Origin of the sequence: Pseudomonas costantinii (genome assembly GCF_001870435.1) — a bacterium.
Lineage (GTDB): Bacteria > Pseudomonadota > Gammaproteobacteria > Pseudomonadales > Pseudomonadaceae > Aquipseudomonas > Aquipseudomonas costantinii.
In genome coordinates this window covers 277,638-300,603 of sequence record NZ_MDDR01000034.1, presented here as the reverse complement: position 1 = coordinate 300,603, position 22,966 = coordinate 277,638, and the positions used below count along the sequence as shown (strand labels likewise).

The following is a 22,966-nucleotide window of genomic DNA, read 5'->3' as shown; positions in this document are numbered from 1 at the left end:
ACCTTTACGGACGCGACCCATGAGCGATTCCATTCACACCCCGAAAAAGCATGATCACAAGCACGATCATGATCACAAGCATGATCATAGCCACGATCACGGCGCCAAACTGACGCCTGTCAAAAAGCATGACCACGCCAGCCATGGCGGCTCCTGCTGCTCCAGTGACGCGGCGCCTGCCGTGGTGACGCTGAGCGAAGCGCCGACCGCCGGCTCGCGTTTGAGCACCTTTCGCATCGAAGCCATGGACTGCCCCACCGAGCAGACGCTGATCCAGAATAAACTGGGCAAGCTCGCCGGTGTGCAGCAACTGGAATTCAACCTGATCAACCGCATTCTCGGCGTCACCCATGACTTGCCGACTACCGCACCGATCGTCGAGGCCATCAAATCCCTTGGGATGCAGGCCGATCCGATCGAAGAAGGCGTTCCGGCCGCCGCGCCACCTGCCAAGAAACACTGGTGGCCGTTGGCGCTGTCCGGCGTAGGCGCGTTGGGTGCCGAAGTGTTGCATTTCACTGGTGTCGCACCGACCTGGGTGATTGCGCTGGTGGCGCTGGTGTCGATCCTCAGTGGCGGCCTCACCACCTACAAAAAGGGCTGGATTGCCCTGAAAAACCTCAACTTGAACATCAACGCGTTGATGAGCATCGCGGTGACTGGCGCTGTGCTGATTGGCCAGTGGCCGGAAGCGGCGATGGTGATGTTCCTGTTTACTGTGGCCGAGTTGATCGAAGCTAAATCCCTGGACCGTGCGCGTAACGCCATCAGCGGCTTGATGCAGATGACCCCGGAACAGGCCACGGTGCAGCAGGCTGATGGTTCCTGGGTTGAACAGGAAGTCAAAAGCATTGAACTTGGCGCGATTGTGCGTGTAAAGCCCGGCGAGCGCATTGGCCTGGACGGTGAAGTTACCGCCGGTCAATCCACCATCGACCAGGCGCCGATCACCGGTGAAAGCCTGCCGATTGAAAAGACGGTGGGCGATAAAGTCTTCGCCGGCACCATCAACCAGGCCGGCTCCCTGGAGTACAAAGTCACCGCAGCCGCCAACAACTCCACCTTGGCGCGGATCATTCACGCCGTGGAGCAGGCCCAAGGCGCGCGGGCGCCGACCCAGCGCTTTGTCGACAGCTTCTCGAAAATCTACACCCCGGCCGTATTTCTGTTTGCCCTGGGCGTGGCAGTCATTCCGCCGCTGTTCATGGCCGGCGCCTGGTTCGACTGGATCTACCGCGCCCTTGTGCTGCTGGTGGTTGCGTGCCCATGCGCGTTGGTGATCTCCACCCCGGTGACCATCGTCAGCGGCTTGGCGGCAGCGGCGCGCAGAGGCATCCTGATCAAGGGCGGCGTGTACCTGGAGGGCGGTTACAAGCTCGATTACCTGGCCCTCGACAAGACCGGCACCATCACCCACGGCAAACCGGTGCAAACCGATTACCTGGCGCTGTTCCCCAACCTGGAAGACCGAGCACCGGCACTCGCTGCCAGCTTGGCCGGGCGTTCGGATCACCCAGTGTCGCTGGCGATCGCCAACGCGGCTGTGGATAAAAAACTGCCCATCCACGTTGTGGATAACTTCGAGGCCTTGGCCGGTCGCGGTGTGCGCGGCGATATCAACGGCGAAACCTACTATCTGGGTAACCACCGCCTGGTGGAAGACCTCGGCCTGTGCTCGCCAGCGCTCGAAGAAAAGCTGTTCGCCCTGGAGAAACAAGGCAAGTCGGTGGTGCTGTTGCTCGACAAATCCGGCCCGCTGGCATTGTTCGCCGTGGCTGACACGGTCAAAGACAGCAGCCGCGAAGCCATCCAGCAACTGCACGGCTTGGGCATCAAGACCCTGATGCTCACCGGCGACAACACCCACACCGCCCAGGCAATTGCAGCCCAGGTCGGCATCGACCAGGCCCAGGGTGACCTGCTGCCTACCGACAAGCTGCAAGCCATCGAAGCCCTCTACGGCAAAGGCCACCGCGTGGGGATGGTCGGCGACGGCATCAACGACGCCCCGGCATTGGCCCGTGCCGAGATCGGTTTTGCCATGGCCGCCGCGGGCACCGACACCGCCATTGAGACCGCCGACGTGGCGCTGATGGACGATGATTTGCGCAAGATTCCGGCTTTCATTCGTTTGTCGCGGCAAACGTCGAGTATCCTCAAGCAGAACATCGCCCTGGCGTTGGTGATCAAGGCGATCTTCCTCGCGGTCACTTTCCTGGGCATGGCCACCATGTGGATGGCGGTGTTCGCGGACATGGGCGTGAGCCTGCTGGTGGTATTCAATGGCCTGCGCCTATTGCGCAAATAGACGATGAGAGGGTGGTGTGCTGAGTGCCGAGTTGAAGGCGTTTTTTATGGTCGCCCGCCTGGGCAGCATTACCCAGGCGGCGAAAAAACTCGGCCTGAGCCAGCCCACGGTCACCACCCAGATTCGCAACCTGGAAAGCCAATACGGCGTTGAGCTGTTCTACCGCGGCGGCCGTCGCCTCACCGTCAGCGACGACGGCGCGCGTCTGCTGCCGATGGTCAAGGCGCTGTTGCAACAGGAAGCGGATATCGAGTTTTTCCTGCGCAACACCGGCCAGGTCCAAGGTGCTTTAAGGATTGCCGCGACGGCGCCGTATTACATCCTCGATTTGGTCAAAGCCTTTCGCGAGCGCCTGCCGCACGTGGAGGTGTCGGTAGAAATCGGCAACTCCCAACAGGTGCTCGAAGCGCTGGATGATTACCGCGTGGATGTCGCCGCGTCCTCGCAACTGGTAGAAGACCCTCGCTTGATTCGCCGCGTGCTCGGCACCGACCCGTTGGTGCTGGCGGTGCATCGCAACCATCCGTTGGCCAAGCTTGACCATGTACCGTTAAGCGCGCTTGCCGGGCATACGCTGTTGATGCGCGAAGCGGGCTCCACTACGCGACGGCTGACCGAAGAAATGTTGCAGGGCGCAGGTGTGAGTTACGGGCCGTTGCTGGAGATCGGTAGCCGGGAATCGATTCGTGAAGCGGTGCTGCGTAACATCGGCATCAGCATTATCGCTCGCCAGGAAGTACCCCACGATCCGCAGTTGCGGGTGCTGACGATCGAGAATGCGCCGCAGATTCCTGAGTATTTGTACTGCCTCAAGGAGCGCAAAGGCGCACGTCTTCCTGCGGCTTTTCTAGGCTTGGCACAGGAAATGTCGCCCCTTTAGCGAGCGCTGTGAATACTATCGTTCCCACGCTCTGCGTGGGAATGCCGCCCTGGACGCTCTGCGTCCGTTCTTGAAGTCGTGACGCGGAGCGTCACAGGATGCATTCCCACGCAGAGCGTGGGAACGATCAGTCCTACACAAATCCACGAATACCACTATCGCTCCCTTTTGCCTTTCTGCCACACCAGGGACGCATTGCCTGCCTAGCATGGCCTTCATCAGTTTGATGAGGTGCCTCCATGAACACAGCCCTGACCCAACCCGGCGCGCCAATGACGGTGCGCGGTATCCAGAAACGCTTCGGCGCCTTTACCGCGCTGGACAACGTGTCCCTGGACGTCGCCGCCGGTGAGCTGGTGTGCCTGCTGGGCCCGTCCGGTTGCGGCAAGACCACCTTGTTGCGCTGCATCGCCGGCCTGGAGCGTCAGGACAGCGGTGAACTTCGCCTGGGCAACCGGGATGTTTCCCTGCTGCCACCTCAGGCGCGGGACTACGGGATTCTGTTCCAGTCCTACGCGCTGTTTCCCAACCTTACCGTCGAGGCGAACATCGGCTACGGCCTCACCGGCAGTGGCCGTGATGAAGTGCGCAAGCGCGTCGGCCAGATGCTTGAACTGGTAGGTCTGGTCGGCAGCGAAAAGAAATACCCCGGCCAACTCTCTGGCGGCCAGCAACAACGTGTCGCGTTGGCCCGGGCCCTGGCGCCGGCACCTTCGCTGTTATTACTCGACGAACCGATGTCGGCCCTCGACGCGCGCGTCCGTGAGCATCTGTGTACCGAGCTGCGCCAACTGCAACGGCGCCTGGGCATCACCACGCTGATGGTTACCCACAACCAGGACGAAGCCATGTTGATGGCCGACCGTATCGCCGTGATGAATAACGGCAAGGTCGAGCAATACGCCACGCCTCAGGAAATCTACGACCGCCCGGCCACGCCGTTCGTGGCGGAGTTTGTCGGCCAGGGCAACTGGCTGCCATTCAGCCGTAACAGCGCGAGCCACGCCCAGGTCGGCGGGATGAACATGCGCTTGGCCGACGATGCGGGTGTGGCTAAATCCGGCCGTTTGTTCTGTCGCCCGGAAGCCATCAGCGTGAATCCGCCGGTGCATGAAGAAAACCTGTTCCCGGCCAAGGTCCGCGAGATCACCTTTCTCGGCAACCGCTGTCGCATGAGCTTTGAACTGGAGCAATTACCCGGCCACCCGTTGCTGGCCGAGCTGGCCCCGGAGGCCATGCCGCGCCTGGGTGCCCAGGACATCTGGGTGGCCTTGCCGCCGCGCAGCCTGCAGGTATTTGCCTGAGATGGCCGCCGATATGACTTTGCCGATACCCGACCACGTGGCTCGCCAGGTTTCCCGCGCCGAATGGGGCGACCGCATTTTTGTCGTCGGCGGCAAGCTGCTCTGGCTGTGTTTGCTGGGCGTGGCCGTGCTACTGCCGTTGCTGGCGATCTTCTGGCGCGGCTTCAGCAGTGAAGCCGGGCAAGGCGGCGGCTTGGCGGCGGCGCGGGAATTGGTCACCAGCGACAACTTCCATTGGCTGCTGGGCAATAGCCTGAAAGTTTCCCTCAGCGTGGCGGCCATCGTCGTACCCCTGGCCTACCTGTTTGCCTACGCCTTGCAACGCACGTTGATTCCCGGCAAGGCGATCTGGCGCGGCATGTCGCTGCTGCCGTTGATGGCGCCGTCGATGCTGCCGGGGATTGCGCTGGTTTACCTGTTCGGTAACCAGGGCATGTTGCGCGGGTTACTCTCGGACAATATCTACGGCTTCTGGGGGATTGTGCTTGGCGAAGTGATCTACACCTTTCCGCATGCCTTGATGATTCTGCTGTCGGCGTTGTCATTGGCGGATGCGCGTCTGTTCGACGCCGCCTCAAGCATGGGCGCCAGCCCGGCCCGGGCATTTCGCAGCATCACTTGGCCGGCCACGCGTCAGGCGGTGTTTGCGGCGTTTTGCCTGGTGTTCACCCTGACTATCACCGACTTCGGGGTGCCCGTGGTGGTCGGTGGGGATTATCAGGTGCTGGCGCTGGAGGCCTACAAAGCGGTGGTCGGCCAGCAACAGTTCGGTCGCGGTGCGTTGATCGGCATGGTGTTGTTGTTGCCCGCGCTGTTCAGCTTTGGTGTCGATGCCTGGCTGCGCCGCCGTCACGGCGACTCCATGAGTGGCCGCGCCCAGGTGTTCCAACCGGCACCGTCGCGGCTGCGAGACGGCTGCTACCTGGCCATCGTGCTGCTGATCTGCGCGGTGTTGTTGCTGGTGTTCGGCATGGCGGTGTATTCCTCGCTGGTGAAGTTCTGGCCTTACAACCTGTCGCTGTCGCTCAACCACTACCAGTTCGAAGACACGGCCGGTGGCGGTTGGCTGGCCTATCGCAACAGCCTGAGCATGGCCTTGTGTACGGCGTTGGTCGGCAGCGTGCTGATCTTCACCGGCGCCTACTTGATGGAAAAGACCAAGGGCCAGAAAGGCCTGAACCTGGCGCTGCGCATGCTCAGTTTTGTGCCGATGGCCGTGCCGGGGTTGGTGCTGGGCCTGGGCTACGTGTTCTTTTTCAATCTCAATGGCAACCCGCTGCATGTGTTCTACGGGACCATGACCCTGCTGGTGGTGTGCACCATTGCTCACTATTTGACCACCGCACAGATGACCGCCACCACGGCCCTGCGCCAACTGGACGCCGAGTTCGAAGCCGCCGCGCTGTCGCTCAAGGCGCCGCTGTACCGCCACTATTTGCGCGTCACTGTGCCGATTTGCCTGCCGGCGTTGCTGGACATCGTGCGCTACCTGTTTGTGTCGGCGATGACCACCGTGTCGGCCGCCATCTTCCTCTACAGCCCCGACACCATCCTCGCCGCCGTCGCCGTGTTGAACATGGACGACGCCGGCAATGTGGGCGGCGCCGCGGCCATGTCCACCCTGATCCTGTTCACCTCAGCCGGCGTTTCGCTGCTGCTGGCGTGGGCATCACGTGGCGCGTTGCGCCGCTCCCAAGCTTGGCGCCAAACCGCGCCCGGTCAATAAACCTGCCCTTTAGAGGAATGCACCATGTTCAAGCCCCTGGCGTTAGCCGCTGCTGTGCTCACTGCGTTCAGCCTGAATGCCTTCGCCGCCAAAACCGAGTTGACCGTGTACACGGCCCTTGAAGCCGAGCAGTTGAAGACCTACAAGCAAGCGTTTGAAAAACAGAACCCCGACGTCGAAATCAAATGGGTACGCGACTCCACCGGCATCATCACCGCCAAGCTGCTGGCGGAAAAAGATCGCCCGCAAGCCGATGTGGTGTGGGGCCTGGCCGCGTCGAGCCTGGCGATCCTCGACCAGCAGGGCATGTTGGACAACTACGCGCCCAAGGACTTGGACAAGATTGGCAAGAACTACCGCGACCCCGCCAACCCGCCAGCCTGGGTCGGCATGGACGTCTGGGCCGCCACCATTTGCTTCAACACCGTCGAGGCCGAGAAACAGGGCCTGACCAAACCCGTGAGCTGGCAAGACCTGACCAAGCCTGAGTACAAAGGCAAGATCGTGATGCCGAACCCGGCGTCATCCGGCACCGGCTTCCTGGACGTGAGCGCCTGGTTGCAAACCTTCGGCGAGAAGCAGGGCTGGCAGTACATGGACGACCTGCACCAGAACATCGGCCAGTACGTTCACTCCGGTTCCAAGCCGTGCAAGCTGGCGGCATCCGGTGAGTTCCCGATTGGTATTTCGTTCGAATACCCGGCGGTTCAACTCAAGCGCCAGGGCGCACCGCTGGACATCATCCTGCCGAAAGAAGGCCTGGGTTGGGACATCGAAGCGACGGCCGTGATCAAGGGCACAGCCCACGCGGATGCCGCGAAAAAACTCGCCGACTTCTCCGCAAGCCCTGCGGCGATGGAGCTGTACAAGGACAACTTCGCTGTTCTTGCCCAGCCTGGCATTGCCAAGCCGCAGACCGAATTGCCGGCTGACTACGAGCAGCGGCTGATCAAGAACGACTTCGCCTGGGCCTCGAAAAACCGCGACAGCATCCTGACTGAATGGCGCAAGCGCTATGACGGCAAGTCGGAAAAACAGTAACTGATCGTTCCCACGCTCCGCGTGGGAATGCCGGCCAGGACGCTCTGCGTCCGCTCTTGAAAAACGTGACGCATAACGTCACAGGATGCATTCCCACGCGGAGCGTGGGGAGCGAGAGGAATGCATGAGTAGTGATCTGTTAATTGTCGGCGCCGGCATCCTCGGCTTGTCCCACGCCTATGCGGCCGCCAAGCGCGGCCTCAAGGTCAAGGTATTCGAGCGCAGCGCCACACCGTTGGGCGCCTCGGTACGCAACTTTGGCCAGGCGTTGGTCACCGGTCAACCGCCCGGGCCGATGCTCGACCTCGCGCGGGAAAGCCGTGATATCTGGGGCCATTGGGCGCAGGTTGCAGGCCTGCAGCTCAAGCGCAATGGCTCGTACCTGTTCGCCCGCACCGAGGCCGAAGAGCATCTGTTGGAAGCCTTCTGCGCCGGTCGCGCCCAAGCGCACGGCTACAACGTCGAACTGCTGCAAGGCGCGGCGATGAAGGACTTGTATGGCGGCCAGTTCCGCCATCACCGCGCCGCGTTGCATGGCAAGGACGACCAACAGCTGTATTCGCGGGAGGCGATCCCGGCGCTGATCAACTACCTTCGCAGTGAGTTGAAGGTGGAGTTTCACTTTTCCACCCTGGTACGCGACGTTGAACCGGGCCAGTTGCACAGCACGGCAGGCAGCTTTCGTGGTGAGCAGATCATCGTCTGCTCCGGCCACGATTACCAAACCCTGCTGGCCGAATCGATGGCCGAACTCAACCCGAGTATTTGTCGCCTGCAAATGCTGCGTGCCCGGCCAGCGGTCAATCTCAACCTGCAACACGCCTTGCTGACCGGATTGAGTTGCGTGCACTACGGCGCCTTTGCCGATCTGCCGGAAGCCGCGCCGGTGCAGGCGCAAATCCTGCGTGAAGCGCCGTATTTGCATGAGCATGGGATTCACCTGCTGATCAGTCCGACGCCCCATGGCGAGCTGATTATCGGCGACTCCCATGACTACGGCAGCGATGCGTCGCCGTTCAATGCCGAGCAGGTCGATGACTGGATGATCGAATTGGCCGAGCAGACCCTGGGTTGCAAAATCCAGGTGGTGGAGCGTTGGCAGGGCGTCTATGGCTCGCGTGGGCTCGGGCCGTTTTCGTTCCTGCGCGCTGCGCCGGGGGTGAGTGCGGCGTTGATGCACACCGGCGTGGGCATGAGCGTGGGGCCGGCGATGGCCGAGCGAAACATCCGTGCATTGTGGGGTGCGACGGCATGAACCGAGAGCGGGCGATTGCCGAAGTCTTCGATTTGTACGAGCGGCACGGTACGGCGGATTACATCGGCGAGCCGGTGTCGCAGATCGAACATATGTCCCAGGCGGCGCAACGGGCGATGGCCGAAGGCTTTGACGATGAAGTGGTGCTGGCCGCGTTTTTCCACGACATCGGGCATCTTTGCGGCCAGGGCGGCGAGAACATGGGCGGTTATGGCGTTGTCAGCCATGAGCGGCTGGGTGCGGATTATTTGCGCCGTGTGGGGTTCAGCGAACGCTTGGCAAAGCTGGTGGAGTATCACGTGCAAGCCAAGCGCTACCTGACGTTCAGCCAGCCAGGCTATTACGCCCGCCTGAGCGAAGCCAGCCGCCGCACCCTGGCTTACCAGGGCGGCGTCATGAACGCCGAGGAAGCCCAGTCCTTCGAGCAGGACCCACTCTGCGCCGTGAGTTTGCGCATGCGCCACTGGGACGAACAGGCCAAGGAAATGCACGTGCCGGTGCTCGACCTGGAAGTGCTCAAGGCCAAGGCCCGGCGAGTGTTGGTGGCTTAGGTTTCGTCGAGGCGCTGGGCCAGGGCTTCGACCTGCTCCTGGCGCTCAGCTTGGCTGAGTTTGGCGTGGGGGTTGAGCGACGACCATTGCGGGTGGGCGCGAGCTTTGTGCAGTGCGTCCGGCAGTTTGCCTTCACGCCAGGTTTTGTCCTGGGGTGTGTCGACCTTGATGCTGTGCATCGCCGCGTGGCCACGCAGGTTCAGAGCCTTGAGCAACTGGCGTTGGCGCAGGGCGAGCAGGCGCAACACGCTGTCGTCGACGGTCAGCTCGCGTTGGCCCTTGATCTTGCCCAGCAGGCGGCTGCCGTAGCTGCGGGCAGTTTGCAGCGCACCACCGGCAATCGCGCCAGCCAGGGCGGCGGCGCCGAGGGTCAGGCCACCGACCAGCAGGTCCACACCGGCACCGGCCGCTGCACCTGCGGCGATTCCGCCACCGACGCGTACGCCAAGTTGTTTGAGGGTTTCCGGGTTGAACAAGTCATCGCCCCAGCGGCCATCCAGCAGCGGCAAGTCGCTGGCGGCGGCATCCTGCGGGCGGAAGCCGAACAGTTTGAGCAAGGCTTCAACGCACTTTTGCTCACGTTGGCGCACGGCTTTGCGCAAGTCACTGATGGCTTGCGGTTCATCTTCTGTGACCACGCTGCGGCGGCAGGCGGCGCAGTCGATCAGCAGCTCGGCGATCAACCGCGCGGCGCTTTGCTGGCGGGCCTGGCGTTGGGCTTCCTGGTCAATAATTAACCGCTCCAGCTGCGGCCGAGCATTTTCCAGCAGCAGGGCCAGGCTTTCATACAGCCGACGTTCGCCGTCTTCGGGCGGCGCCACGCTGTCGAAACGCACCAACGCATGCAGGCCTAGGCGCGCCAGGGCCTCACGCCAGTCCGGCTCGCGGTGGTCGCTGCTGCTGACGAAATTGAGCACCGGCAGCAATGGCTTGCCGCAACTGGCGAGCACTTGCAGCTCATCGCGGTACTTGGCCAGCACCGGTTCGCGGGCGTCGATCACATACAGGCCGGCGTCGGAGGCCAGCAGTTGGCGCAGCACCTTGGCTTCCTGTTCGAACCGTTGGCGCGCTTCGCTGCCTTCCAGGAAGCGCGCCAAGCGTGCCGGGCCGTCGAGGCGTTCGCCGGGGCGATCCAGGCGTTCCAGGTAATCGAGCAGGGCGATGGCATCTTCCAGGCCCGGTGTGTCGTACAGCTCCAGCAAGGCTTCTCCGTCGACCGACAAACGCGCGCCTTCGACATGCCGCGTGGTGCTGGGGCGATGGGACACCTCGCCGAAACCCACGTCACGGGTCAGCGTGCGCAGCAGCGAGGTTTTGCCGACATTGGTGTGGCCGACCACGGCGAGTTTCAGTGGCTTAGTCATGACCGGTCTCCAACCAATTGAGCGGCGCGCAGTCGGCGAAGGGCAACTCGAGTTGTTGCAGCGCGGCGTGCCAGTCGCCCAGGCGCTCGGCATCCAGCGCCTGGCCGGGCGGGGCTTGCAGCAGCCACACGCGGGTGGCGGTGGCACTGCGCGCCAGCTCGGCGATCAGCGCCAGGCTGCCACGGTCGGGTGAGCGGCGCGGGTCGCAGGCGATGGCCAGGCGCGCAGGTGGGAAGCGGGTGAGTTGTTCCAGCAGTTTGTTGCGCGATTCGCGGCTATCGAGAATACCGGCGTTTTTTACACTGTGCGGCAGTTTGGGCGGCCAGGGGTGTTGATCATCCAGCTCGATCGCCACCAGCAGGGCGCCGTCGCTTTCCAATTCGCTGACGCCGCCGCTGACGTGGTGCAACTGCTCCGGCGCCGCATCGTTGACCCCAAGCCGTTCACTGCTGGGCATCAGGCGTTCGCGCAGTTGGCTGTAACCGGGCAGGTTGAGGTCCAGGCGCAGTGCGGCGCGCCCGCGTTTCCAGCGCCACAGGCACAGCAGGGCGAGGATCAACCGGGGCAGCAGGCCGTAGACCAGCAACACGCCTACCAGCCACGCGGCCCAGGCTTGTCGGGCGCTTTCGATATTGAGGGCGAAGTCGCCGCTGGCGCGGATCATCTCGACCGTCGGCACGTTGAAGCCCAGCAGGGCGGGCAAGGTGCCGAGGGCCTGGGTCACGGCGACAAAGGTATCGGCGCCAAGGATGGTGGTTTCCCACACAAAGCCGTAGCGCCGAGTGGCCAGCAGCGTCAGCAGAATCACCATCGCACTGAGCAACGCGAGCAACCACAGGCTGTTGACCAGTATGCCGACGGCCCAGCGGTTGAGCTTCTGGCGTTGCAGCAACAGCAAAAGCGCGGGTGCCAACTGTGCGGCCTTGGCATCTCGGGCAAGTTTTTCGCTGAGCCACAACCACAGTCGCCCCAGGCTGGCGCCGTGTTCACCGGCAAACAACAGGCCCAGGGCCCAGCTTGTCAGCAGGATCAGGTTCAAGCCGAGCAGACTGCCCAGGGCCCAGAACACATTCACCGGGGTCAAACCGTTACCCAGCGCGGCAAACGCCAGCCCGGCACCGCTGACAATGGCCACCACCGCCAGCAGCACCAGCGCCAAACGCGCACCTTGCAGCCAGCGGGTGAGGGCGGCGGTCAGGCCATCGCGCTCGGCCAGGTGCAGGGCGCGCTGTTGAATGCGCGTCGGTAAGTCGCCACCGGCCGTGCGGGCCAGGCGGTTGGCTTCCAGGTCTTCCAGGGGGCCGGCGTGTTCTTCACGCAGGCGCACGGTTTCTGTCAGCCAGAGTTTGTGCAGGGGGTTCAGTGCAGTCACGCGCCGTCCTGTTGAGCAAGTGAGGTCTGAGCATAACCGCTGTTCAGCCGGTTGGGGTATGCCGCGCGTGGCTCTGGTATTCTCGTCGCCATGAAAAATACTCTCCCTTTAAGCCTGATCGCAGCCCTCGGTGAAAACCGTGTGATCGGCGTCGACAACAGCATGCCCTGGCATTTGCCGGGGGATTTCAAATATTTCAAGGCCACCACGCTCGGCAAGCCGATCATCATGGGGCGCAAGACCTGGGACTCCCTGGGGCGACCGTTGCCGGGGCGCTTGAACATTGTGGTCAGCCGTCAGACCGATCTTAAGCTTGAAGGTGCGGAAGTTTTTCCGTCATTGGAAGCGGCGGTGGAGCGCGCTGAGGCGTGGGCGCTGGAGCAGGGCGTGAATGAGCTGATGCTGATCGGTGGTGCGCAGTTGTATGCGCAGGGGCTGGAGCAGGCGGACCGCCTGTATTTGACGCGGGTGGCGTTGAGCCCGGAAGGGGATGCATGGTTTCCGGAGTTTGATCGGGGCCAGTGGAAGCTGGTGTCGAACCTGGAGAACCCGGCTGAGGGTGACAAGCCGGCGTACAACTTCGAGGTTTGGGAAAAAGCCTAAGAACATAAGATCGTTCCCACGCGGAGCGTGGGAACGATCTACGATCTAGGGCTCTAGGCCTGAGCTAACTCAGCATGCTCATCGGCATCCAACAACACCTTATCCGTCTGCCCCATGATCTGGCTGGTAATCGCGCCCGCCGTCATCGAACCGTTCACGTTCAGCGCCGTACGGCCCATGTCGATCAGCGGCTCAACGGAAATCAGCAGCGCCACCAGTGACACCGGCAAGCCCATGGCCGGCAGTACGATCAGCGCGGCGAACGTCGCACCGCCGCCCACACCTGCCACACCGGCCGAACTCAGGGTCACAATCGCCACCAGTGTCGCGATCCACAGCGGGTCCAGCGGGTTGATGCCCACCGTCGGCGCAACCATCACCGCCAGCATGGCCGGGTAGAGCCCGGCGCAGCCGTTCTGGCCGATGGTCGCGCCGAACGAAGCGGCGAAACCGGCGATGGATTGCGGGATACCCAAACGGCGGGTCTGCGCTTCAATGCTCAGCGGAATCGCCGCCGCGCTGGAACGGCTGGTGAAGGCAAAGGTCAGCACCGGCCACACCTTGCGGAAGAAGCGCAGCGGGTTAATCCCGGCAAGCGACAGCAGCAGGCCGTGCACCACAAACATCAGGCCCAACGCCAGGTAGGACACCACGACGAAACTGCCGAGCTTGATGATGTCTTGCAGGTTGGAGCCGGCGACCACCTTGGTCATCAGCGCCAATACGCCGTAAGGGGTCAGCTTCATCACCAGGCGCACCAGGCGCATTACCCAGGCTTGCAGGGTGTCGATGGCGTTGAGCACTTTTTGGCCTTTTTCCACGTCATCCTTGAGCAGTTGCAACGCGGCAACCCCCAGGAACGCAGCGAAAATCACCACGCTGATGATCGACGTCGGCTTGGCGCGGGCCAGGTCGGCGAACGGGTTCGCCGGGACGAACGACAGCAGCAATTGCGGGATATTCAGGTCGGCGACCTTGCCCGCGTAATCGCTCTGGATCACTTGCAGGCGTGCCATTTCCTGGGTGCCGGCCACCAGGCCTTCGGCGGTGAGGCCGAACAGGTTGGTCAGACCGATACCGATCAGCGCCGCAATCGCAGTGGTGAACAGCAAAGTGCCAATGGTCAGGAAGCTGATCTTGCCCAGGGACGAAGCGTTATGCAGACGCGCCACGGCACTGAGGATCGAGGCGAATACCAGCGGGATCACGATCATTTGCAGCAACTGCACATACCCGTTACCGACCAGGTCAAACCAGCCGATGGAGGCCTTGAGGACCGGGTTGCCATCACCGTAAATCGTGTGCAGCACGGTACCAAATACCACGCCGAGGACGAGGGCGAATAAAACCTTCTTGGCGAGGCTCCAGTGGGTACGACGAGTTTGTGCCAGGCCCAGCAACAGGGCCACGAACACCAGTAAGTTGAGAATCAGGGGCAGATTCATTAAAGCTCCGTTGAGAAGGCAGCCAATCGCGTGAGCCTGCGATTGCGAACCGGAAAGCCTAACAGCTTGAAATATATTGATTTAATACCGATATGGAATGGTGACTGTCGTTTTTGGAATAAGCGTTTGACGTTCAGGCGTATGTCGTTGACGCAATCACGACGTAAGCGGTCGTGCTCGGGCGATAACTGTCATACAGATTTGTTAGCGTCGATGTCTTTCACTCAGGGAGAAAACGCTTATGAAGCTCGCGCCGAAACTGCTTGCCGCCGCCTTCTGTCTTGGCCTCGTCAGCCAAGCCATTGCCGCCACCGAGTTGAAGCACTGGCCGGCGCCTGCCGCCAAGCAACTGAACGAAATGATCGCCGCCAACGCCAACAAGGGTAACTTCGCGGTGTTCGACATGGACAACACCAGCTACCGCTACGACCTCGAAGAGTCCTTGCTGCCTTACCTGGAAAACAAAGGCCTGATCACCCGCGACACCATGGACCCTTCCCTGAAGCTGATGCCGTTCAAGGACACCGCCGACCACAAGGAAAGCCTGTTCAGCTACTACTACCGCCTCTGCGAAGTCGACGACATGGTCTGCTACCCATGGGTCGCGCAGATCTTTTCCGGCTTCACCCTCAAGGAACTCAAAGGCTACGTCGACGAAATGATGGCGTCCGGCAAGCCGGTGCCGGTCACCTATTACGACGGTGATGTGGTCAAGAACATGGACGTGCAGCCGCCGAAGGTCTTCACCGGCCAGGCCGAGCTGTACAACAAGCTGATGGAAAACGGCATCGAGGTGTACGTGATGACCGCCGCATCCGAGGAGCTGGTGCGCATGGTCGCCGCCGATCCGAAGTACGGCTACAACGTCAAACCGGAGAACGTCATCGGCGTAAGCACCCTGCTCAAGGACCGCAAGACCGGTGAATTGACCACCGCGCGTAAACAGATCACCGCCGGCAAATATGACGAGAAAGCCAACCTCGGCCTGGAGCTGACCCCGTACCTGTGGACCCCGGCGACCTGGATGGCCGGCAAGCACGCGGCGATCCTCACCTACATCGACGAATGGAAAAAACCGGTACTGGTAGGCGGTGATACCCCAACCAGCGACGGCTATATGCTGTTCCACGATGTGGACGTGGCCAAGGGCGGCGTGCACCTGTGGGTCAACCGCAAAGACAAGTACATGACGCAGCTGAACGGCATGATGGCCAAACACGCGGCCGCGCAAGCCAAAGAAGGGTTGCCGGTGACGGCGGACAAGAACTGGGTGATCGTGAAGCCTGACGAAATCCAGTAAAGAGTCTTAAGACTGATCGTTCCCACGCTCTGCGTGGGAATGCCGCCCTGGACGCTCTGCGTCTGCTTTTTTGAAGGTCGTGACGCGGAGCGTCACTGGATGCATTCCCACGCGGAGCGTGGGAACGATAGTCCACAGTCAAAAAAATGCCCCGCACTTGGCGGGGCATTTTTTATGGGCGAGCCTTACAGGCCGTCGAGCATCGCCTTGTTACGCACCGCACCTTTGTCGGCACTGGTGGCCAGCAGGGCGTAAGCCTTCAGCGCGGTGGTGACTTTGCGCGGACGCTTCTCGACCGGCTTCCAGCCTTTCTTGTCCTGCTCGACCCGGCGCGCGGCCAGCTCTTCGTCGCTGATCAACAAGTTGATCGAGCGGTTCGGAATGTCGATCAGCACCTTGTCGCCGTCCTGCACCAGGCCAATCGCACCGCCGGCAGCGGCTTCTGGCGAAGCGTGGCCAATCGACAGGCCCGAAGTGCCACCGGAGAAGCGGCCGTCGGTCAGCAGGGCACAGGCTTTGCCCAGGCCTTTGGATTTCAGGTAGGAAGTCGGGTAGAGCATTTCCTGCATGCCCGGGCCGCCTTTCGGACCTTCGTAGCGAATGATGACGATGTCGCCTTCTTTCACTTCGTCGGCGAGGATGCCGCGTACCGAGCTGTCCTGGCTTTCGTAGATCTTGGCGCGACCTTCGAACACATGGATCGACTCGTCCACACCGGCGGTTTTCACCACGCAGCCGTCCAAGGCGATGTTGCCGTACAGCACGGCCAAGCCGCCTTCTTGCGAGTAAGCGTGCTCGACACTGCGGATGCAGCCGTTTTCACGGTCGTCATCCAGGGTTTCCCAACGGGTCGACTGGCTGAACGCAGTCTGCGTCGGGATGCCCGCCGGGCCGGCCTTGAAGAAGTGATGCACGGCTTCGTCGTCAGTCTGGGTGATGTCCCACTTGGCGATGCCTTCGGCGAGGGTCTTGCTGTGCACGGTCGGCAGGTCGGTGTGCAGCAGGCCGCCACGGGCCAGCGAGCCGAGGATCGAGAAGATCCCACCGGCGCGGTGCACGTCTTCCATGTGGTACTTCTGGATGTTCGGCGCGACCTTGCACAGTTGCGGCACGTGACGGGACAGGCGGTCGATGTCGCGCAGGTCGAAATCGATCTCGGCTTCCTGGGCCGCGGCCAGCAAGTGCAGGATGGTGTTGGTGGAACCGCCCATGGCGATGTCCAGGGTCATGGCGTTTTCGAACGCCTTGAAGTTGGCAATATTGCGCGGCAACACCGACTCATCGTTGTCGTGGTAGTAACGCTTGCACAGTTCGACGATGGTGCGGCCGGCCTGCAGGAACAGCTGTTCGCGGTCGCTGTGGGTGGCCAGGGTGGAACCGTTGCCCGGCAAGGCCAGGCCCAGGGCTTCCACCAGGCAGTTCATCGAGTTGGCGGTGAACATGCCTGAGCACGAACCGCAGGTTGGGCAAGCGCTGCGCTCGTATTCCGCGACCTTCTCGTCAGAAGCGCTGGAGTCGGCGGCGATGACCATGGCGTCGACCAGGTCGAGTCCGTGGGACGCGAGCTTGGTCTTGCCGGCTTCCATCGGGCCGCCGGAGACGAAGATCACCGGGATGTTCAGGCGCAGGGAGGCCATCAGCATGCCGGGGGTGATCTTGTCGCAGTTGGAAATGCACACGATGGCGTCGGCGCAGTGGGCGTTGACCATGTATTCCACGGAGTCGGCGATGATCTCGCGGCTCGGCAGGGAGTACAGCATGCCGTCATGGCCCATGGCGATGCCGTCGTCCACGGCGATGGTGTTGAATTCTTTCGCCACGCCGCCCGCGCGTTCGATCTCGCGGGCGACCAGTTGGCCCAGGTCCTTGAGGTGAACGTGGCCCGGTACGAACTGGGTAAATGAGTTGGCAATCGCGATGATCGGCTTCTTGAAGTCGTCATCTTTCATCCCCGTGGCACGCCACAGTGCGCGGGCGCCGGCCATGTTGCGGCCGTGGGTGGATGTTTTCGAGCGGTAATCTGGCATGGAGCACTCCGGGCGGCTAATCGGTATCAAAAGGGAGTGAGCTTCTATTGACGTCAGGAACACTCAGAAATGGCCGTGTGTCCGGAAGTTGCCACTCGCGTCGCGGGATCGCCGCACGCTCGGGCCTCGAGCTCATAAACCCGCCGGGGGATGACTGGCGATGAATAGCGTCGATTCTACACCGCTGGCGGCGGGAGGGAATGGCCCTAAGCGTGGAGATAGCGCTTACGGGACGTGTGGCAGGGCATTAGCGACCGACCCGTGCATTCGTCAACCAGCCCCACAGGCTGAAAACGATGAAGCTGATGGCAATGGTCATCAGCAAATGGCTGCCGGTTTGTGCAAGGGCCGCACTGCTGATGGCTGCCGTGAGGAACATGATGCTGTTCCCCGCCGACGCCGCCGTGCCTGCGCTGCTGGAGAACAACAACATCGCCGCCGAAATCGCGGCGGGCCGAACCAGAGTGACGGCCAGGGCGCTGATCAGCATTGGGATTAGCAGGCTCACGGTGGTGATGGCATCCAAGCTGATGATCAGCGTTAGCAGCACACCCGCAAGGCTCAACAACCCGAGACCGGTGTTGATTTGCCGGGACAGCGAGATGTGTTTCTGCAAAAAAGACGCCGCCACGCCTCCGAACAGATACGCCACGCCGTACACCATCAGCACCATGGCGTACTGATATTCGGAGAGCTTCAGTGCATCCATGAAAATCAGCGGCGTCACACTGATAAGGGCGAAATAGCAGGCGAACACCAGTGCGGCGATCCACCAGTAGCGCAGGAAGTCCCGGTTGGCCGCTACGGCTTTCAGCGTGCCGATGATCGATACAGAGGAGCGGTGCGGGCTTGCGGACTTCGACGGCAGGATGCAGAGAGCATGGATCAACATGCCCAACGCCATCAGCGCAAAGCCGTAGAAGCTGCCTTGCCAGTTGAAGGTGGTTTGCAGCCACGAGCCTATCAGCGGTGACAGCGCGACGAATGAGCCGCTCAGGGTCATGTAATAGAGGCGTACTCGGGCGCGGTCCTGCTCGTCGAACAGGTCTTCTACCAACGCGTGGCCCAGTACGAAGAACCCACAGCCCATGGCCTGCACGCTGCGAAACAGCAGGAAGGTCAGGTAGCCCGACGCCATCGCGCAACCGACCGCCCCGATAATCGACAGCGTGATGCAGCCGATCAGGACTTCCTTGCGACCCCATTTATCCGAAAGCGGGCCGGCGACCAGTTGAGAGATAGAAAACACCAGCGTGAACAGGCTGATGGACAGTGCGATCTCTGAGGTTGGCGTATCGAATCTGGCGGCAAGGGCTGGAAAAGAGGGCAGCAGGATATTGATCGGGAAAAAACTGATCAGAGAAATGCAGGTGATGAGGGCGAAGCGAGAGCGTTGTTGGCGTTTTACGTCGCCACTCAGTGGAGGCGAATAGGAGGACTCAGACATTGTTTTTGTTTTCCGGAATAAAACCAGAAACCGATACTAGTCTGCGAAAAATGGAATTCAATCAAAAGTAGTGCGGGAGGTTTTTCCCATCGTCTTGCAGGTTGCCACTGTAGGAACGGGCAAGCCCATTCCCACAGTGAGTCGAGCCATCAGCTATTCGGCAACAACCGGCACGTAATGCTCTTGATATAACGGGTCTCGGCAATCGCCGGGTGCACCGGGTGGTCCGGGCCCTGGCCGCCGCGTTCCAGTATCTGGATATTGCGGTCCAGGTGACGGGCGCTGGTCAGCAGGATGTTTTGCAGGTCGTCTTCCGGCAAGTGCATGGAGCACGAAGCGCTGACCAGAATGCCGTCCTTGCTGAGCAGGCGCATGGCTTGCTCGTTCAGGCGGCGGTAGGCGCCTTCGCCGTTCTTCATGTCTTTTTTGCGTTTGATGAAGGCCGGTGGGTCGGCGACGATCACGTCGAAACGTTCTTCGCTGGCTTTCAGTTCTTTCAGGGCTTCGAAGACGTCGCCTTCGATGCAGGTCATTTTCTCGGCAACGCCGTTCAGTGCTGCGTTGCGCTCGACGCCGTCGAGGGCGAAAGCCGAGGCGTCGACGCAGAACACTTCACTGGCGCCGAAGGCTGCAGCTTGCACGCCCCAGCCGCCGATGTAGCTGTACAGGTCGAGTACACGCTTGCCTTTGGCATACGGGGCCAGGCGGGCGCGGTTCATGCGGTGGTCGTAGAACCAGCCGGTTTTCTGGCCCTGGATGACTGGCGCTTCGAACTTCACGCCGTTTTCTTCCAGCGCAACCCACTCCGGCACCAGGCCGAACACGGTTTCGACGTAGCGGTTGAGGCCTTCGGCGTCGCGCGCGGCGGAGTCGTTCTTGAACAGGATGCCGCTCGGCTTGAGCACTTGGGTCAGGGCGGCGATCACGTCTTCTTTATGGGCTTCCATGGTCGCCGAGGCGATCTGTACCACGAGGATGTCGCCGAAACGGTCGACCACCAGGCCCGGCAACAGGTCGGAATCGCCGTAGACCAGACGGTAGAACGGCTTGTCGAACAGGCGGTCGCGCAGGGACAGGGCGACGTTAATGCGGTGTACCAGCAGCGACTTGTCCAAAGGCAGCTTGATGTCGCGCGACAGCAGGCGTGCGCAGATCAGGTTGTTCGGGCTCATGGCCACGATGCCCAGGGTCTTGCCGCCGGCCGCTTCCAGGATGGCCTGGTCGCCTGCCTGGAAGCCATGAAGTGGGGTGGCGGCCACGTCGATTTCGTTGCTGTAGACCCACAGGTGGCCGTTGCGCAAACGACGATCGGCGTTGGCTTTGAGACGCAGGCTTGGCAGGGACATGACGTCGCTCCGGAAAAAAGAGCGGGAGTATACCTGTTGCACACTGGTTCATGTGGGAGCTGGCTTGCCTGCGATGCAGGCGGCGCGGTGTATCTGACGTACGGCGGTGATGCCATTGCAGTCAAGCCAGCTCCCACATAAGCCAGCTCCCACATTTGGTCCGGCTGCAATCCGGCTTTTGAGGTGTCAGTTCGTTTCGTATAGAGGTTAGAATCCGCGCCTAGTCCAGAGTAAGTACTTATGTCCCAAGAGCTTTCCGCCGAACAAATCCAGCAGGCCCTGCAAGGCATCAGCGTGCCGCCTCAACCGCAAATCATGGTGGATTTGCAGATGGAGCAGTACATGCCCGACCCGGATCTGGAAGTGATTGCGCGGTTGATTGCCCAGGACCCGGGCCTGTCCGGCGCGTTGCTGAAGATCGTCAACTCGCCGTATTACGGCCTGAGCAACAAGATTGCTTCGATCCAGCGTGCGGTGAACCTGCTGGGCAGCCGTTCGATCATCAACTTGATCAACGCCCAGTCGATCAAGGGCGAGATGAGCGACGACACCATCGTCACGCTCAACCGCTTCTGGGACACCGCCCAGGATGTGGCCATGACCTGCCTCACCCTGGCCAAGCGCACCGGCTCGCAAGCAGTGGACGAGGCTTACGCCTTGGGCCTGTTCCACGATTGCGGCGTGCCGCTGATGCTCAAGCGTTTTCCTAATTACATGGCGGTGCTCGAAGAGGCCTACGCGAATGCCGGCCCCGACTGCCGTGTGGTCGATACCGAGAACAAGGCGTTCAATACCAACCATGCCGTGGTCGGCTACTACACCGCCAAATCCTGGCGCCTGCCGGAGCATGTGACCGACGCCATCGCCAACCACCACAATGCCCTGGCGATTTTCAGCGATGAGTCGTCGCGTAACCCGCAGCTTAAAAACCTGCTGGCAATCCTGAAAATGGCTGAGCACATCTGCTCTTCCTACCGGGTGCTGGGCAACCAGGCGGTGGACCATGAGTGGGATGCGATTGGCCACATGGTGTTGGATTACGTGGGCCTGTCGGACTACGACTTTGAAAGCATGAAGTTGTCGATCCGCGAACTGGGCGCGCACTGACCCTTAATTCAAGAGGTACACATGCCCGAGTTACCAGAAGTCGAAACCACCCGGCGCGGGATTGCGCCGCACTTGGAAGGCCAGCGCGTCAGCCGCGTGGTGGTGCGTGAACGGCGCTTGCGCTGGCCGATCCCGGAAGACCTGGATGTGCGCCTGTCCGGGCAACGCATCGTACTGGTGGAGCGGCGGGCCAAGTACCTGTTGATCAATGCCGAAGTGGGCACCTTGATCAGCCACTTGGGCATGTCGGGAAACTTGCGACTGGTGGAAGTCGGCCTGCCGGCTGCCAAGCATGAACATGTGGACATAGAGTTGGAATCGGGCTTGGCCCTGCGCTACACCGACCCGCGGCGCTTCGGTGCAATGCTCTGGAGCCTGGACCCGTACAACCACGAACTGTTGATTCGCCTGGGGCCGGAGCCGTTGACCGACCTGTTTGATGGCGAGCGTTTGTTCCAGCTGTCCCGTGGGCGTTCGATGGCGGTGAAGCCGTTCATCATGGACAACGCGGTGGTGGTGGGCGTTGGCAACATCTATGCGACGGAAGCGCTGTTTGCGGCGGGAATCGACCCGCGCCGGGAAGCCAAGGGCATTTCCCGTGGGCGTTATTTGAAGTTGGCGATCGAGATCAAGCGCATTCTCGCAGCGGCCATCGAGCGCGGCGGCACCACGTTGCGAGACTTTATTGGCGGCGATGGGCAACCGGGGTATTTCCAGCAGGAACTGTTCGTCTATGGCCGGGGCGGTGAGGCGTGCAAGGTCTGCGGGAGTGAGTTGCGCAACGTGGTGTTGGGGCAGAGGGCGAGTGTGTTTTGCCCCAAATGCCAGAGCTGATTGCTGTGTGATGGCTGATATCGCCATTGCAGGCAAGCCAGCTCCCACAGTTGACCGAGTTCCAACATGAGAATGCCATCCAATGTGGGAGCTGGCTTGCCTGCGATGAGGCCCAACCAGCCACCACAAAGCTTCAAGCTTTACCGGTAATCTTCCGGTACTTCTCCATCAACTGCTCTTCCGATTCCGGATGGGCTTCATCCAACGGAATGCAATCTACCGGGCACACCTGCTGGCACTGGGGTTCGTCGTAGTGGCCGACACACTGGGTGCACAGGTTGGGGTCGATCACGTAGATCTCTTCGCCTTGGGAAATCGCGGCGTTCGGGCACTCGGGTTCGCAGACGTCGCAGTTGATGCAATCGTCGGTGATGATCAGGGACATGGAAACTCCTGCCAGGGCAGTCAGCCAAGGCATCTGAAAACTAATGCGCGCAATTGTGCCGCATTGGCGCCCGCAGTGCGAGCAGGCGCCGATTGAGCGGTCTTACTTCTTGAAGCGCAGCGTCAGTGCATCCGCCACAGCCGGGTGCACAAACTTGGTGATATCCCCGCCCAAAGCGGCGATTTCGCGGACTAATGTCGAGGAAATGAACGAATAACGTTCCGACGGCGTGAGGAACAGGCTTTCCACGTCCGGCGCCAGTTGGCGGTTCATGTTGGCCAGTTGGAATTCATATTCGAAGTCCGACACCGCGCGCAGGCCACGCAGGAACACATTGGCGTTCTGCTCTTTGGCGAAGTGCGCCAACAGCGTCGAAAAGCCCACCACTTCCACGTTAGGCAGGTGCTTGGTGACCTCGCGTGCTAGCTCCACGCGCTGTTCCAGAGGAAACAGCGGGTTTTTCTTGGGGCTGGCCGCGACCGCGATGATCACATGGTCGAACAAGCGCGAGGCGCGTTCGACCAGATCGCCATGGCCTTTGGTAATCGGGTCGAAGGTACCTGGGTACAACACTCGGTTCATCGCGTCGTCCTGGCGGAGTCCGTTGGGGAACCGGATGGTATCGCAGCCATCCCGGTCGGCCAAGTCAACTTATGCAGAAGAAAGCACTA

At 61.4% G+C, this 22,966-nt stretch carries 19 protein-coding genes; 11 read left to right on the top strand and 8 right to left on the bottom strand.

Features of this window, described 5'->3' with window-relative positions; all coding sequences use genetic code 11:
* The first annotated feature begins 19 nt into the window (after nucleotides 1-19).
* The 7 genes from BFL40_RS16810 (at nucleotide 20) to BFL40_RS16780 (ending at nucleotide 9,065) form a co-directional block, all read left to right on the top strand.
* The gene (locus BFL40_RS16810) at nucleotides 20-2,308 is read left to right on the top strand and encodes a heavy metal translocating P-type ATPase (protein WP_071485047.1); all 2,289 of its coding nucleotides are present in this window, start codon (nucleotides 20-22) and stop codon (nucleotides 2,306-2,308) included.
* 16 nt (nucleotides 2,309-2,324) lie between these two features.
* Nucleotides 2,325-3,188 (top strand): LysR family transcriptional regulator, encoded by an 864-nt coding sequence (locus BFL40_RS16805; RefSeq protein ID WP_071485046.1) that lies wholly within the window; start codon nucleotides 2,325-2,327, stop codon nucleotides 3,186-3,188.
* Nucleotides 3,189-3,427: 239 nt separating this feature from the next.
* Nucleotides 3,428-4,492 carry a putative 2-aminoethylphosphonate ABC transporter ATP-binding protein gene (locus BFL40_RS16800; protein WP_071485045.1) on the top strand — a complete coding sequence of 355 codons (1,065 nt, stop codon included), beginning with the start codon at nucleotides 3,428-3,430 and terminating at the stop codon, nucleotides 4,490-4,492.
* Nucleotide 4,493: 1 nt separating this feature from the next.
* Nucleotides 4,494-6,218, top strand: coding sequence for a putative 2-aminoethylphosphonate ABC transporter permease subunit (locus BFL40_RS16795; RefSeq protein WP_071485044.1), 1,725 nt, complete (start codon nucleotides 4,494-4,496; stop codon nucleotides 6,216-6,218).
* Nucleotides 6,219-6,242: 24 nt separating this feature from the next.
* On the top strand, nucleotides 6,243-7,259 hold the full coding sequence (locus BFL40_RS16790; protein WP_071485043.1) for a putative 2-aminoethylphosphonate ABC transporter substrate-binding protein: 1,017 nt from the start codon (nucleotides 6,243-6,245) through the stop codon (nucleotides 7,257-7,259).
* 124 nt (nucleotides 7,260-7,383) lie between these two features.
* On the top strand, nucleotides 7,384-8,514 hold the full coding sequence (locus BFL40_RS16785; protein ID WP_071485042.1) for a TIGR03364 family FAD-dependent oxidoreductase: 1,131 nt from the start codon (nucleotides 7,384-7,386) through the stop codon (nucleotides 8,512-8,514).
* Complete coding sequence (locus tag BFL40_RS16780) at nucleotides 8,511-9,065, top strand: phosphonate degradation HD-domain oxygenase (protein ID WP_071485041.1); 555 nt, start codon at nucleotides 8,511-8,513, stop codon at nucleotides 9,063-9,065. Before BFL40_RS16785 ends, BFL40_RS16780 begins: the two co-directional genes overlap by 4 nt.
* Here the strand turns inward: BFL40_RS16780 and BFL40_RS16775 are convergent.
* Together BFL40_RS16775 and BFL40_RS16770 are read right to left on the bottom strand one after the other, a co-directional pair.
* Nucleotides 9,062-10,429: a DUF3482 domain-containing protein gene (locus BFL40_RS16775; protein WP_071485040.1), complete on the bottom strand. Its 1,368-nt coding sequence runs from the start codon at nucleotides 10,427-10,429 to the stop codon at nucleotides 9,062-9,064. The genes BFL40_RS16780 and BFL40_RS16775 overlap by 4 nt on opposite strands.
* The gene (locus tag BFL40_RS16770; RefSeq protein ID WP_071485039.1) at nucleotides 10,422-11,801 is read right to left on the bottom strand and encodes a DUF2868 domain-containing protein; all 1,380 of its coding nucleotides are present in this window, start codon (nucleotides 11,799-11,801) and stop codon (nucleotides 10,422-10,424) included. The genes BFL40_RS16775 and BFL40_RS16770 overlap by 8 nt, the downstream gene beginning before the upstream one ends.
* Before the next feature lie 90 nt (nucleotides 11,802-11,891).
* On the opposite strand from BFL40_RS16770, the gene BFL40_RS16765 reads away from it, so the two are divergent.
* Nucleotides 11,892-12,404 carry a dihydrofolate reductase gene (locus BFL40_RS16765; RefSeq protein ID WP_071485038.1) on the top strand — a complete coding sequence of 171 codons (513 nt, stop codon included), beginning with the start codon at nucleotides 11,892-11,894 and terminating at the stop codon, nucleotides 12,402-12,404.
* A gap of 53 nt (nucleotides 12,405-12,457) precedes the next feature.
* Here BFL40_RS16765 and BFL40_RS16760 read toward each other — a convergent pair whose 3' ends face one another.
* Nucleotides 12,458-13,849 carry an L-cystine transporter gene (locus BFL40_RS16760; protein WP_071485037.1) on the bottom strand — a complete coding sequence of 464 codons (1,392 nt, stop codon included), beginning with the start codon at nucleotides 13,847-13,849 and terminating at the stop codon, nucleotides 12,458-12,460.
* A 241-nt stretch (nucleotides 13,850-14,090) separates the two neighbouring features.
* Between BFL40_RS16760 and BFL40_RS16755 the strand changes: the two genes are divergently transcribed.
* Nucleotides 14,091-15,149: an HAD family hydrolase gene (locus BFL40_RS16755; protein ID WP_071485036.1), complete on the top strand. Its 1,059-nt coding sequence runs from the start codon at nucleotides 14,091-14,093 to the stop codon at nucleotides 15,147-15,149.
* A gap of 185 nt (nucleotides 15,150-15,334) precedes the next feature.
* Here BFL40_RS16755 and ilvD read toward each other — a convergent pair whose 3' ends face one another.
* From ilvD to BFL40_RS16740, 3 genes are all read right to left on the bottom strand, one after another.
* Nucleotides 15,335-17,176 carry a dihydroxy-acid dehydratase gene (ilvD, locus tag BFL40_RS16750; RefSeq protein ID WP_071485035.1) on the bottom strand — a complete coding sequence of 614 codons (1,842 nt, stop codon included), beginning with the start codon at nucleotides 17,174-17,176 and terminating at the stop codon, nucleotides 15,335-15,337.
* Nucleotides 17,177-17,423: 247 nt separating this feature from the next.
* Nucleotides 17,424-18,623, bottom strand: coding sequence for an MFS transporter (locus tag BFL40_RS16745; RefSeq protein ID WP_071485034.1), 1,200 nt, complete (start codon nucleotides 18,621-18,623; stop codon nucleotides 17,424-17,426).
* A 149-nt stretch (nucleotides 18,624-18,772) separates the two neighbouring features.
* The gene (locus tag BFL40_RS16740) at nucleotides 18,773-19,969 is read right to left on the bottom strand and encodes a class I SAM-dependent rRNA methyltransferase (protein WP_071485033.1); all 1,197 of its coding nucleotides are present in this window, start codon (nucleotides 19,967-19,969) and stop codon (nucleotides 18,773-18,775) included.
* Between the two features lie 294 nt (nucleotides 19,970-20,263).
* On the opposite strand from BFL40_RS16740, the gene BFL40_RS16735 reads away from it, so the two are divergent.
* Nucleotides 20,264-21,076 carry an HDOD domain-containing protein gene (locus BFL40_RS16735; RefSeq protein ID WP_174555601.1) on the top strand — a complete coding sequence of 271 codons (813 nt, stop codon included), beginning with the start codon at nucleotides 20,264-20,266 and terminating at the stop codon, nucleotides 21,074-21,076.
* 21 nt (nucleotides 21,077-21,097) lie between these two features.
* Nucleotides 21,098-21,910 carry a bifunctional DNA-formamidopyrimidine glycosylase/DNA-(apurinic or apyrimidinic site) lyase gene (mutM, locus tag BFL40_RS16730; protein WP_071485031.1) on the top strand — a complete coding sequence of 271 codons (813 nt, stop codon included), beginning with the start codon at nucleotides 21,098-21,100 and terminating at the stop codon, nucleotides 21,908-21,910.
* A gap of 133 nt (nucleotides 21,911-22,043) precedes the next feature.
* Here mutM and BFL40_RS16725 read toward each other — a convergent pair whose 3' ends face one another.
* Together BFL40_RS16725 and coaD are read right to left on the bottom strand one after the other, a co-directional pair.
* Nucleotides 22,044-22,295, bottom strand: coding sequence for a YfhL family 4Fe-4S dicluster ferredoxin (locus tag BFL40_RS16725; RefSeq protein WP_008364838.1), 252 nt, complete (start codon nucleotides 22,293-22,295; stop codon nucleotides 22,044-22,046).
* A 102-nt stretch (nucleotides 22,296-22,397) separates the two neighbouring features.
* A complete protein-coding gene (gene coaD / locus BFL40_RS16720) occupies nucleotides 22,398-22,877 on the bottom strand; it encodes a pantetheine-phosphate adenylyltransferase (RefSeq protein WP_003176711.1) in 480 nt (159 codons plus the stop codon).
* Between the last annotated feature and the right edge of the window lie 89 nt (nucleotides 22,878-22,966).

Bases quoted from the DNA above. Each gene is read 5' to 3' on its own strand.
- BFL40_RS16800 (WP_071485045.1), top strand. From the start codon at position 3,428: ATGAACACAGCCCTGACCCAACCCGGCGCGCCAATGACGGTGCGCGGT.
- mutM (WP_071485031.1), top strand. From the start codon at position 21,098: ATGCCCGAGTTACCAGAAGTCGAAACCACCCGGCGCGGGATTGCGCCG.
- BFL40_RS16780 (WP_071485041.1), top strand. From the start codon at position 8,511: ATGAACCGAGAGCGGGCGATTGCCGAAGTCTTCGATTTGTACGAGCGG.
- BFL40_RS16790 (WP_071485043.1), top strand. From the start codon at position 6,243: ATGTTCAAGCCCCTGGCGTTAGCCGCTGCTGTGCTCACTGCGTTCAGC.
- BFL40_RS16775 (WP_071485040.1), bottom strand. From the start codon at position 10,429: ATGACTAAGCCACTGAAACTCGCCGTGGTCGGCCACACCAATGTCGGC.
- BFL40_RS16745 (WP_071485034.1), bottom strand. From the start codon at position 18,623: ATGTCTGAGTCCTCCTATTCGCCTCCACTGAGTGGCGACGTAAAACGC.
- BFL40_RS16740 (WP_071485033.1), bottom strand. From the start codon at position 19,969: ATGTCCCTGCCAAGCCTGCGTCTCAAAGCCAACGCCGATCGTCGTTTG.
- ilvD (WP_071485035.1), bottom strand. From the start codon at position 17,176: ATGCCAGATTACCGCTCGAAAACATCCACCCACGGCCGCAACATGGCC.
- BFL40_RS16755 (WP_071485036.1), top strand. From the start codon at position 14,091: ATGAAGCTCGCGCCGAAACTGCTTGCCGCCGCCTTCTGTCTTGGCCTC.
- coaD (WP_003176711.1), bottom strand. From the start codon at position 22,877: ATGAACCGAGTGTTGTACCCAGGTACCTTCGACCCGATTACCAAAGGC.
- BFL40_RS16765 (WP_071485038.1), top strand. From the start codon at position 11,892: ATGAAAAATACTCTCCCTTTAAGCCTGATCGCAGCCCTCGGTGAAAAC.
- BFL40_RS16785 (WP_071485042.1), top strand. From the start codon at position 7,384: ATGAGTAGTGATCTGTTAATTGTCGGCGCCGGCATCCTCGGCTTGTCC.
- BFL40_RS16795 (WP_071485044.1), top strand. From the start codon at position 4,494: ATGGCCGCCGATATGACTTTGCCGATACCCGACCACGTGGCTCGCCAG.
- BFL40_RS16760 (WP_071485037.1), bottom strand. From the start codon at position 13,849: ATGAATCTGCCCCTGATTCTCAACTTACTGGTGTTCGTGGCCCTGTTG.
- BFL40_RS16725 (WP_008364838.1), bottom strand. From the start codon at position 22,295: ATGTCCCTGATCATCACCGACGATTGCATCAACTGCGACGTCTGCGAA.
- BFL40_RS16810 (WP_071485047.1), top strand. From the start codon at position 20: ATGAGCGATTCCATTCACACCCCGAAAAAGCATGATCACAAGCACGAT.